Genomic DNA, 10,581 nt, shown 5'->3' on the forward strand with positions numbered 1-10,581 from the left:
GAACAGCCATGAGTGATTTTTTACTGCCAGATATCGGTGAAGGCATTGTTGAGTGTGAAGTGGTGGAGTGGCGCGTGGCCGAAGGCGACACCATCGAAGAGGATCAGCCGATTGTCGAAGTGATGACCGACAAGGCGCTGGTGGAAATCACCGCGCCAGAAGCCGGGACGGTCACCAAGCTGTATGTGCCCCAGGGTAAGATCGCCAAAGTTCACGCGCCGCTTTATGCTTACCAAACCGCCGGTCAGACGAACAGCGACACTACCGCTACCGAGCAGGCACCTTCAGCGCCGCCCAGCAGCCACGGAGTGGCCGCGGATGAAGGTCAGCCGCCGAAAAGCCAAGCCGTTACCGCGGCTTCTTCAAGCAAAGTGCCCGCTAGCCCTGCGGTACGGCGCTTAGTACGCGAGCACAGCCTAGCCCTGTCGGAAATTTCAGGCAGTGGTAAAGATGGCCGAGTGTTGAAAGAAGACGTGCTAGCGCACCTCAACGCGCCAGCGGTATCTACCCAAACGGCCAGTGTTGCGGTGCCTTCAAGCACAGGCTTAGCACCCTCAAAAGTAGAGCCGCTGCGCGGCGTGCGGGCGGTGATGGCCAAGCGCATGGTAGAGGCCGCTAGCTCCATTCCTCATTTTCACTACGGTGAAGAGATTGATGTCACTGAGCTGTTGGCGCTGCGCGAGCGGCTCAAGCCGCAGTTAGAGGCAAAGGGCGAACGGCTCACGCTGATGCCGTTATTTATGAAAGCGATGGCGCTGGCCGTGGCGGAGACGCCGATCATCAATGCACAGTTAAACAGCGAAGCCAACGAGCTGAGCTACTACGGCCAGTGCAATATCGGCATGGCGGTGGATAGCAAAGCGGGGCTTTTGGTCCCTAACGTGAAGGGTGTCGAGGGCTTAACGCTGTTTGAGATTGCCAAAGAGGTCGGCAGGCTAACCAATGCCGCGCGGGAAGGGCGCGTGGAGCAGGCGGATCTAAAGGGCGGCACCATCAGCATCTCCAACATTGGTGCCCTCGGGGGAACCTACGCGGCGCCGATTATTAATGCGCCGGAAGCCGCCATTGTGGCCATTGGCAAAACCCAGTGGCTGCCGCGCTTTGATGAGCACGGGGCTGTGCAGCGCCGGGCAATTTTGACGGTCACGTGGGCAGGCGATCATCGCTTTATTGATGGCGGTACCATTGCTCGTTTTTGCAACGCCTGGAAAGGCTTTCTCGAGGCGCCGGAAAGCATGCTGCTTCATCTGGCCTAACCGTGTAGGCACCTTGCTATGAGCCAGGCACCGCTGCAGCAGTTTTACATACCCGAAGAGCAGTCGGTGTACCTGCTAAGCCATCACGATGCGCGAAAGCTAAAAGACTGGGTAGCGCTGTGCCAGGCACAGCTTGCCCAGTTGGGCTATTCGAATATCGAGCTGATTGGTAAGGGGGCTTACGGGTTTGTGTTTGCGGGTAGCGCTTGGCAGCAAGGCGTCAAGGCGCACTACGTGTTCAAGTTTTCACGCATTACGCTGCCCACTCATTTACAAGAACGCCTCGAAGAGGAGGCGTTTATGCTTGATCAAGTGTCACACCCTCGGATTCCTAAACTCATCGCCTATCAGCGCTCACGCGGCCAGTCGATTCTGGTCATGGAGCGTGCCCCTGGCTGGAACCTGGAGCAAGTGTCGCTCAAGCAGGGAAGGCTCACACCTCGGTTAATTGTGCGCATCGCCGCACAGTTAGCAGACATCCTACAAGCACTGCGTCGTGAAACAGGCCCGAACGCGCGGCCGGTGGTACATGGCGACATTAAACCCTCTAATCTGGTCTTTGACGCCACCTGCGAGGCCATTGCGCTGATTGACTGGGGCTCGTCGGTGTTTGCCCAGTTGGATGAAACGCTGCAGTTTGTTGGCGCCAACGTGATGGAGTTAATGTCCGACAACCTTCAGCAAACCAATGCTCGGCTGGGCGATGTCTACTTTATTGGCGAAGAGCAGCTTAACGGAGCGCTCTCGTCGCCACGGTTCGACGAGCAGGGGGCGGCAGGTACGCTCTATGCGCTAGCGTCTGCGCAGTCCTGTCGTTTTGGCCATCGAGCGATTCCAGCAAGCGCATTGGGGTTGCCGATCGAGTTCGCGCGCACGCTGGATGGCATGCTCGACCCCGACCCACAGGTGCGGCGTAAAGCGGGGGATTACTTTATTCGTGAAATGCCGCGCATGGCGAAGCTGGTTATGGTTGACCTGCCAATCGCCCCCCAAGCGCCGCTAGTGCCCGTATGGGGAAAAGGTCTGCGTCGCCCGGCTAGCCAAGAGATTGATACCGTGGTGTACAGCTCACGAAAGGCGTTTTTACGCGAGGCAAGCGCTGAAGAGACGTTAAACGACGTTAACGATGTGCAGCTTGATCGCTACTACAAACAGTTTATGCAGGGGATGGGAGAAACCGAAAAAGCCTTTTTGGCTTCGGTGAGCCGGTTGGGCAAATACCCAGTCGTCGGTGGTTTAGCGGTGCGCTGGGAGCGGGAGGGGGTCTATATTGATTCGTCGCTCAACCTGCATGACCCAGCGCTAAAGCCCGCGTTTATCGAAGCGGTGAATAACATGGTGCACTTAGCACGGGCCATTCATCGCCAGGGGGTATTTAAAAGTTGTCTGTTCAATGCCCGCCAAACGCTGCACTTAGAGCGTGCTAGCCCTGAGGAGGCGTTTCACTGCCAGCCAGAGATGGCGATTAATTACGAAGTGAGCGCGGTGCCGGAAATGGAGGATCGCACCCGGCAGCACAGCTACTTTGAAGATGGCCCTGACCCAGAAGAGCTATTGGTGCTGCCGGATACCATTATGCAACTGCTTCAGCGGCTCAATGAGATTCACCATACCGGTATGATCATCTTTGAAGCGCTGCCCAAACATCTCAAAATCCATAGCTACTACCGGCTGCTCGACCCTCAACGTGAGCAGGAGTTTCGCAGCCTACTGAGCCGAATGCTGGCCGCTGTCAGTCAAATCGAGGGGCTGGGCGTGTCAGGGTTTATGAAGATGCCCTACAAAGACACGCGCTTTTTTACCCACTTAGAACGACAGCCAGAGCACTTCTACCCCAAAGACCCAAAAGAGTATGTGAGAAAAAGCGCCTTGCCCGCGCCGCCGCGTTAGGCGGCACTGTTAATTCGGCGCGTTTGTGATTAGCCAGCTCGCCAACTGTTCGGTTAAACGGTCGGTGGCGCTACCAAAGGCGCTCACCACATCGGGTATCCCAGTGCTTGTGGCGCGCTCCCGGATCGCAAAGCTGGTGGAGGCCACGGGCTGTTGGTCCGCGCCGAGTAATTGGACGTCCAACTGCAGGTTAACGCTTGGCGGAGAGGTGTCATACTCGCTCTGAAAGTGGCGCAGCTCGCTTAATAGCAGCAAGTCGTGAGGGAGCCGGTCGCTGCTCACATTGGCGAAAAGCTCTTGCTGCTGAAGGCCTGCAATCAGCTGGGCCTGCAGCATGTCCGGCGCATCTTCATGCCAGCGAGCACCCTCATACACATTGACCACATTGCCTTCAGGAAACACCACGATACGATTGCTGCTGAGCAGGTGGCCCGCTTCTGGTGTAGCGATACCCAGTCGCTCTGGCTGCGTGATGGTGGCAGGGGCGCTCTGCATCGTGGTAGCAGGCAAGCGATACAGCGTCGATGGCGCTTTCTCCGGTAAAATAGAGCAGCCCGAAAGGGTAAGTAAGGCACTTAGAAAAAAGCCGTTACGTAAAGCGTGCATGTTCATGGGTGGAACTCCTCTACTTGGTCGCGGCCTAGGAAAAAGTCCGTGGGGCTCTCCTCAAGCTCCCGTGTAATGCGGTCGAGGGTGGCGAGTGTCGAGCGTAACGCCGCTAGGGCCGGGGCAATGTCGCGAGTGCTTTGTAGAGTGCTTTCGACAGCACCCGCGTTATCGTTCACCAACTGTTCTATCCGCTGGGCAGCGCTGGCAACATTGCGGCTGGCGCTCTCTGCGCTGCGCATCACCTGCTGACCCTCCTGGCTCAGCAAGCGGTTCGCCTCTAGGCTAAGCGATTCGATACTTTCAAGCGTGGTGGAGGCTTGGCGTGACACATCGCCAAAGAGCGCCATGTTTTCATCCAGGGCAGACTGCTGAGAGGCAATCATCTCGGTGATTTGGGCAATATTGGTCAGGATATTGCCTGCTTGCTCACGATTATTGTCATTGAAGAGTTCGTTCACACTCTGCAAAATCGCGTTGAGGTTTTCGACCATCTCTTCGCCTTCGTCAAACAGCGTAGCAATAGGCGACGGGTCGGCTTTAATAAAAGGCGTATCGTCGCTGCTCTGCGCTAGCAAGCGTTGGCTTTCTGGGGTGCCGCCATAGAGCTGCACGGACATACTGCCGGTAATGCTGGCAAAGGCTAGCTTTGCGCGGGTATCCACTTTAATCGGAGTGTCTTCATACACGCGAATAAGTGTGATCACTTGGCGTGGGTCGTCAGGATTGAGGGAAAGCTCGGTAACATCGCCCACTTCAATGCCGTTGTACTGCACCTTGCTGCCCACTGAGAGGCCGCTGACGCTGCGCTCGAACAAAATGCGGTAGGGTTGATAGTCGCGTTGGCCAGCCGCATAGCTCATCCAGAGCGCAAACAGCAAGGCGGCAGCGGCCGTCAGCACGGTAAACAGGCCAATCAAAATATGGTGCGCTCGGGTTTCCATGTGCGTCACTCCTGAGAAGAGGTTGGGCCAGCAGAGCGCTGTGCAGCGCGTCCACGCGGTCCATTAAAGTAATCCTGTACCCACTCGTCGTCCGTTTTTGCGACGTTTTCCAGGGTATCCACCACCAGAACGCGCTTTTGCGACAGCACCGCGACCCGGTCACAGGCCGCATAGAGGGTATCGAGGTCGTGGGTGACCAAAAAAACGCTAAAGCCCATTGCATCGCGCAGCGTGACCAGCAGTTGGTCAAACGCGGCGGCCCCAATGGGGTCGAGTCCTGCGGTAGGCTCATCGAGAAACAAAATATCCGGGTCCAGGGCCAGTGCCCTGGCAAGCGCGGCACGTTTCACCATGCCCCCAGAGAGCGATTCTGGAAATTGTCGGGCGGCATGAGGGGGCAGGCCTACCAGCGAGAGCTTGATACGCGCCAGATACTCGGCCTCTTGCCGAGAGAGTTTGGCGTGCTCGATAAGCGGCAGCGCAACGTTTTCTTGCAGGTTGAGCGAACTAAATAGCGCCCCACGCTGAAAGAGCACCCCAAAGCGCCGCTCGACTTGGCTGCGTTGGGACTCACTTAACTCATTTAACCGCTGGTTCAGCACTTCTACTGTGCCGTCATTTGGCCGCTTTAAGCCCACAATACTGCGCAGTAGAACTGATTTACCGGTACCTGAGCCGCCGACAACGCCGAGAATTTCGCCTCGGTAGAGGGTCAAGTCCAGCCCTTCGTGAACGACGTTGTCGCCAAATCGATTCACCAGCCCCTGCACGCGAATAACCGCTTCCTCGCGCTCGGGCTGTTGAGGCATCTCTGAATATCGCTCGGTCACCAGCCCATCTCCATGAAAAATAACGCCGCTAATGCATCGATGAGAATCACCATGAAGATGGCTTGCACCACACTGGATGTCGTGTGGGCACCCACCGATTGGGCACTGCCGCTAACTTTAAACCCTTCTAGGCAGCCAATGACGGCAATCACAAAGGCAAATACCGGCGCTTTGCTCAAGCCGACCAGAAAATGAGTGACCGACACGTCTTTTTGCAGTGTGGTGATGAACTGACTCACAGAAATATCCAACGATAGGGTGGCTACCACCGCGCCGCCGACGAGGCCGCTCAGCATGCCCACAAACGCCAGCAGCGGTAGGCTGATCAACATCGCCATCACCCGGGGAAGCACTAGCAGCTCAATCGGGTCGAGTCCCAATGTTTTGAGGGCATCAATCTCTTCGTTGGATTTCATCGCGCCAAGCTGGGCGGTAAAGGCGCTGGCAGTGCGGCCCGCCAAAAGTATCGCGGCCAAGAGTACGCCAAATTCCCGTAAAAATGAAAAAGCTACGAGATCAATGGTGTAAACCGTTGCACCGAAATCTTGGAGCACCGTGGCCCCCAAAAACGCCACCACTGCGCCCACCATAAAGGTTAAGAGCGCAACGATAGGCACCGCATTCAAGCCACTTTGCTGAATATGCGCGACGGTGGCGGTAATACGCCAGTGGCGGGGTCGAAACAGAAGTGAGGTAAATGTGGCCAGCACCAAGCCAATGAAAGCCAGTAGCTGGCGCTGCTGAGACCCCAGCGCCACCATTTGCTGGCCCACTGTCGCTAAGGCTTCGCTAATCCGGTTGGGGCGGGGTGTGGGGCTCTCAAGCGGAGCGTCCATAGCCTCGGCAATGCGTATTAGCAAGGCCTGCTGCACCTGGGGAAGATCGCTTGCCCACTCGCCAATTTGTTTGGTTTTTTCAACACCAATTAGCTCAACGATCAGCGCCGCGCCGGCGGTATCCAGCCCCTCAAAGCCGGGTAGCGACAGCGCTGCCGAGCTTAGCCGACCCTGCTGCTGTAGGGCGCGCTTCAGCTCAGCGTAGTGGCGTAGTGTCCATTCGCCGTGCAGCGAGACATGCTCGCCCTGTTGAGTGATCCACTCGTTTGGCATCCCTGCTCCTCAGTGCCTTCACATGCAGTGAAGGCCTATGATGCAATAAAACGAGCGTTAGTGAAAGGTAAGCCGTCGTTTCTTAACGTGACGCACGATACTTGGGGGCCAGCTCCTGCATAATTTTTGCTGCTACTTCCTTGAGTCTGGGGCCAAGGTTGTTGACCAATCGATCATGATCTAAACGCAGGCTAGAGCCACCGCAGTTAATCGCCATCACTTCGGCACCATCTTCTAAAATGAGCGGCATGGCCACGGCGCTGATATCCCGCTGCCAATCCTGTTCGGATAGGCAAAAGCCATACTCGGCATAGTCGCGCAGGCTCTGTTCAATACCGGCATGAAGGCGCGGCCAATCGCTGCCGTGAAACGCGGCTAGCTCTTGCATCACCTGTTGGCGGCGCTCGTCAGATAATCCGCACAGCCAGGCACGACCAATCGCCGAGGTGGCAATCGGTAGACGAGAGCCAACATCTAAGCGAATAATCAGCGGGCCGTGGCCGTGGCAGGTTTCCAGATACACCATGTCGCTGCGGTCGGCACCGCCCAGGCTCACGTTGCAGTCGGTGGCGTCGGCAAAGTGCTGTAAATGGGGGCGAGCAATTTCGCGAATGCCCATATTGGCCAGAAAGCGGTAACCCAGCGCCAGCACACCTGGCCCGAGGCGGTACTTCTCCAGGTGACGGTTGTGTTGCAGGTAGCCTAACTGGGTCAGCGTATAGGTTAACCGGGACACCGTGGGGCGCGGGATGTGGGTGCGATTAGAGAGCTCTGCATTGCCCAGGTACTCTTCCCCTGTTCCAAAAGCGCGGAGCAGTTCTAACCCCCGCGCAAGCGCGGTGACAAAGTTGCGATCTTTTTCGGGTGATTGCGGCTCATCAGCAGCGGCGTCGGTTGGTTCCATCAAGCGTCTCGGCTAATCAATCATTGAATGGCAAGTATCGCATACCTGCGCTGGGGCGTTGCAAAGCGCGATAAGAGAGCTTAGTCAACGCTTGGCCTGCGGCGCCTGCCTTAGATACTGTGCTAGCGCCGCAGGAGGGCGGTTAGCTGTCCAGGCGTTCAATGATGGTCGCGATGCCCTGGCCAACGCCAATACACATGGTGACCAGCGCATAGCGCCCGCCGGTGGCTTCTAGCTGGCGCAGCGCAGTGAGTGCCAAACGTGCGCCCGAGGCACCCAGCGGGTGGCCAATGGCAATGGCGCCACCGTTGGCGTTAAGGCGCGGGTCGTCGGCGGAAAGCCCCAACTGCTGAACGCAGCCCAACACCTGCACCGCAAAAGCTTCGTTGATTTCAATCACGTCCATCTGCTCAAGCGAGAGGCCAGCCCGGGCCAGCGCTTTTTGCGAGGCGGGTACCGGCCCCAAGCCCATGACGCGGGGAGCAACGCCCGCCACGGCGCTGGCAACGATACGCGCTCGCGGAGCAAGCCCAGCTCGCTCGCCTGCTGCACGCGTGCCGACAATCAGCGCGGCAGCCCCGTCATTTAATCCAGACGCGTTGCCTGCGGTCACGACACCACCTTCAAACAGCGCGCCGAGTTTGGCTAGTTTTTCCTCGGTGCTTTCAGCGCGGGGGTGCTCGTCTTTATCTACCAACAGCGGCGGCTGTTTGCGTCCTTGAGGCACGTCTACCCCAAACATTTCGCCTTCATAAAAGCCGTTTGCCAGCGCCTTGGCATAGCGCGCTTGGGAGCGGGCGGCAAAGGCGTCGCTGGCCTCGCGGCCAATGTTCAGGTCGTGGGCAATGTTATCGGCAGTTTCCGGCATGCTGTGGCTGCCGTACTCTTTGGCAATCCACGGGTTGGGAAAGCGCGAGCCAATCACGGTATCAAACATCGGCTGATTGCGAGCGTAGGGGGAGTCGGCTTTGCCCAGCACGTAAGGCGCGCGGGACATGGACTCCACGCCGCCAGCCAAAAATAGCTCACCTTCGCCTAAGCGAGCGGCACGGGCGGCATCCATCATCGCGGCTAGGCCACTACCGCACAGGCGGTTGACGGTTTGGCCTGCCACCTCAATCGGCAGGCCCGCTAGCAGCGCACCGTGACGGGCCACGTTGCGAGAATCTTCCCCCGCTTGGTTAGTGCAACCCGCCAACACCTCTTCGTAGCTTTCTGGGGCAAACGGATTACGCGCCACCAGTGCTTTGAGCGTTAAGCCCAGCAGCTCATCCGGACGAATGGCCGCTAGGCTGCCGCCATGGCGGCCGAAAGGGGTGCGTAATCCGTCGTAAATATAGGCGTCTTGCATGGTTATTTTCCTTGTTTGTGTAAGCCTTACTTAAGCCGTAATTGAAACTGAGGGGGTTCAGCCCGTTGGCCCGTCAGTGAGGGGCATGCCCAGCGCGGCGCGGCGGCGCAGCCACGGGCTAGGGCGATAGCGGGGGTCACCGGTGGCGTCTAATAGGTTGTTCAAAATGGTCAGGATGCGCGAAGCGCCGTAATGGTCGCCCATGCGCAGCGGGCCAAATGGGTAGCCCAGGCCAAGTTCCACCGCACGATCAATAGTGGCGGGTGCAGCGACGCCTTGCTGTGCGATATCTGCCCCAACGTTGACGATGCAGGCCACCAAGCGCTGCAGCACAAAGCCGGTGCTGTCTTGTAGGGTGCTGACCGGCGTGCCGTCAGCATTCAACAGGCTGGCGGCGGCATTGACTAGTTCGGGTCGGGTAATGGGGGAGGCCATCAGGCTGCGGCGCTTATCCAGCCCCGCCAGCATATCCACCGCGACGCACTGCTCGGCATTCAAGCCTTGGCGCAGAGCGCACTGTGTGGTGTCTTCGCCCAGCGGTGTCAGCAGGCACAGCGCCTCTGAGGAGGGCTGATCCGCACTTTCTAGTGGCCAGCCCGCCGTGGCGACCAGTTCGGCAAGCTGGGCGGCGCTGCCAGGGTCGTCTTGGCTGATCCACACGGGGCAAGGCGAGGCTGTCGCAATGGCGGGCTCTTCCGGCATCTGCTGCTGGCCATCCACGTAGCGATAAAAGCCTTCACCGGTTTTGCGCCCCAGCAAGCCTGCTGAGAGCCGCTGGCGGGTGAGCGGTGAAGGGCGAAAGCGCGGCTCTTCATAATACTGGTGGTACACCGACTCCATCACCGCATGGGAAACATCCAGACCCGTCAGGTCCAGCAGGGTAAACGGCCCCATCCGAAAACCGCCTTGATCCACCATGATGCGGTCAATGGTGGCAGGGTCGGTCACGCTCTCACTCAGAACGCGCAGCGCTTCGGTACCAAAGGCGCGCCCGGCGTGATTGACCAGAAAGCCAGGGGTATCGGTGGCCTGGGCGGTAAAGTGGCCCATGGAGGTGCCCAGGGCATTAACCCGCTGAGTGACATCGTTAGCGGTACGTAACCCTGGAATCACTTCCACAATTTTCATCAGCGGGACGGGATTGAAAAAGTGAAAGCCAATCACGCGCTCTGGGCGCTGGCAGGCGGCAGCAATTGCGGTAACAGACAGCGAAGAGGTGTTGGTGGCAAGAACGGCATCCTGGCGAACAATGCCCTCTAAATCGCTAAACAGCCCCTGTTTGGCTTCCAGCTTCTCGATGATGGCTTCAACGACGATATCGCAGGGGGCGAGGGCGGCGAGGTCGCGGGCCTCAATCAAGCGTTCGCCGTACTGCTCGGCTTGGGCTTGGGTAATCCGCTGCTTGTCGGCGCTGCGCCGCCATAACCCATTAATAAAGGCAGTCGCTTCCGCCACCGCGCCTTCTTTTACATCAAATAGCATGACGTTCAGGCCTGCCTGCGCGGCGAGCTGAGCAATCCCTCTACCCATGGCCCCGGTGCCGACAATGCCAAGAGTGTTGAACGAATGGGCGACTGCGTCGTTGGACATAGGTCAAAATCCTCGCTGCAAGTGTTTATTGTTCTGCATTGCAAAATAGCATTTCGTTTATTGACTGCCATCCTAGGCTATGCAAAAGTGCCTGACAAGAG

Annotated in this window: 9 protein-coding genes; 2 read left to right on the forward strand and 7 right to left on the reverse strand. The window is 58.0% G+C overall.

All coding sequences use genetic code 11. The features are described 5' to 3' along the window. Positions 1 to 8: 8 nt before the first annotated feature. Both CTT34_RS08610 and CTT34_RS08615 read left to right on the forward strand, forming a co-directional pair. Entirely contained in the window at positions 9 to 1,256 is a 1,248-nt protein-coding gene (locus tag CTT34_RS08610) for a 2-oxo acid dehydrogenase subunit E2 (protein WP_159342049.1), read from the forward strand. 18 nt (positions 1,257 to 1,274) lie between these two features. Further along, positions 1,275 to 3,146, forward strand: coding sequence for a protein kinase domain-containing protein (locus CTT34_RS08615; RefSeq protein WP_159342050.1), 1,872 nt, complete (start codon positions 1,275 to 1,277; stop codon positions 3,144 to 3,146). A 9-nt stretch (positions 3,147 to 3,155) separates the two neighbouring features. Here the strand turns inward: CTT34_RS08615 and CTT34_RS08620 are convergent, their stop codons facing one another. The 7 genes from CTT34_RS08620 to CTT34_RS08650 form a co-directional block, all read right to left on the reverse strand. Further along, complete coding sequence (locus CTT34_RS08620; RefSeq protein WP_159342051.1) at positions 3,156 to 3,758, reverse strand: ABC-type transport auxiliary lipoprotein family protein; 603 nt, start codon at positions 3,756 to 3,758, stop codon at positions 3,156 to 3,158. Then, positions 3,755 to 4,696, reverse strand: coding sequence for an MlaD family protein (locus tag CTT34_RS08625; protein WP_159342052.1), 942 nt, complete (start codon positions 4,694 to 4,696; stop codon positions 3,755 to 3,757). Before CTT34_RS08625 ends, CTT34_RS08620 begins: the two co-directional genes overlap by 4 nt. A 5-nt stretch (positions 4,697 to 4,701) precedes the next feature. Next, positions 4,702 to 5,505 carry an ABC transporter ATP-binding protein gene (locus CTT34_RS08630; RefSeq protein ID WP_089675199.1) on the reverse strand — a complete coding sequence of 268 codons (804 nt, stop codon included), beginning with the start codon at positions 5,503 to 5,505 and terminating at the stop codon, positions 4,702 to 4,704. Positions 5,506 to 5,522: 17 nt separating this feature from the next. Continuing rightward, on the reverse strand, positions 5,523 to 6,635 hold the full coding sequence (locus CTT34_RS08635; protein ID WP_159342053.1) for an MlaE family ABC transporter permease: 1,113 nt from the start codon (positions 6,633 to 6,635) through the stop codon (positions 5,523 to 5,525). An 82-nt stretch (positions 6,636 to 6,717) separates the two neighbouring features. After that, positions 6,718 to 7,539, reverse strand: a complete 822-nt coding sequence (locus CTT34_RS08640; RefSeq protein ID WP_044629405.1) for an IclR family transcriptional regulator — start codon at positions 7,537 to 7,539, stop codon at positions 6,718 to 6,720. A 142-nt stretch (positions 7,540 to 7,681) separates the two neighbouring features. Then, on the reverse strand, positions 7,682 to 8,890 hold the full coding sequence (locus tag CTT34_RS08645) for a 3-oxoadipyl-CoA thiolase (protein ID WP_044629404.1): 1,209 nt from the start codon (positions 8,888 to 8,890) through the stop codon (positions 7,682 to 7,684). A 57-nt stretch (positions 8,891 to 8,947) separates the two neighbouring features. Then, positions 8,948 to 10,480, reverse strand: a complete 1,533-nt coding sequence (locus CTT34_RS08650) for a 3-hydroxyacyl-CoA dehydrogenase (RefSeq protein ID WP_159342054.1) — start codon at positions 10,478 to 10,480, stop codon at positions 8,948 to 8,950. Between the last annotated feature and the right edge of the window lie 101 nt (positions 10,481 to 10,581).

The organism is Halomonas meridiana (genome assembly GCF_009846525.1).
GTDB lineage: Bacteria > Pseudomonadota > Gammaproteobacteria > Pseudomonadales > Halomonadaceae > Vreelandella.

Coding starts and splice junctions, on each gene's coding strand:
- CTT34_RS08615 (WP_159342050.1), top strand. CDS start 1,275: ATGAGCCAGGCACCGCTGCAGCAGTTTTACATACCCGAAGAGCAGTCG.
- CTT34_RS08610 (WP_159342049.1), top strand. CDS start 9: ATGAGTGATTTTTTACTGCCAGATATCGGTGAAGGCATTGTTGAGTGT.
- CTT34_RS08630 (WP_089675199.1), bottom strand. CDS start 5,505: ATGCCTCAACAGCCCGAGCGCGAGGAAGCGGTTATTCGCGTGCAGGGG.
- CTT34_RS08645 (WP_044629404.1), bottom strand. CDS start 8,890: ATGCAAGACGCCTATATTTACGACGGATTACGCACCCCTTTCGGCCGC.
- CTT34_RS08650 (WP_159342054.1), bottom strand. CDS start 10,480: ATGTCCAACGACGCAGTCGCCCATTCGTTCAACACTCTTGGCATTGTC.
- CTT34_RS08635 (WP_159342053.1), bottom strand. CDS start 6,635: ATGCCAAACGAGTGGATCACTCAACAGGGCGAGCATGTCTCGCTGCAC.
- CTT34_RS08625 (WP_159342052.1), bottom strand. CDS start 4,696: ATGGAAACCCGAGCGCACCATATTTTGATTGGCCTGTTTACCGTGCTG.
- CTT34_RS08640 (WP_044629405.1), bottom strand. CDS start 7,539: ATGGAACCAACCGACGCCGCTGCTGATGAGCCGCAATCACCCGAAAAA.
- CTT34_RS08620 (WP_159342051.1), bottom strand. CDS start 3,758: ATGAACATGCACGCTTTACGTAACGGCTTTTTTCTAAGTGCCTTACTT.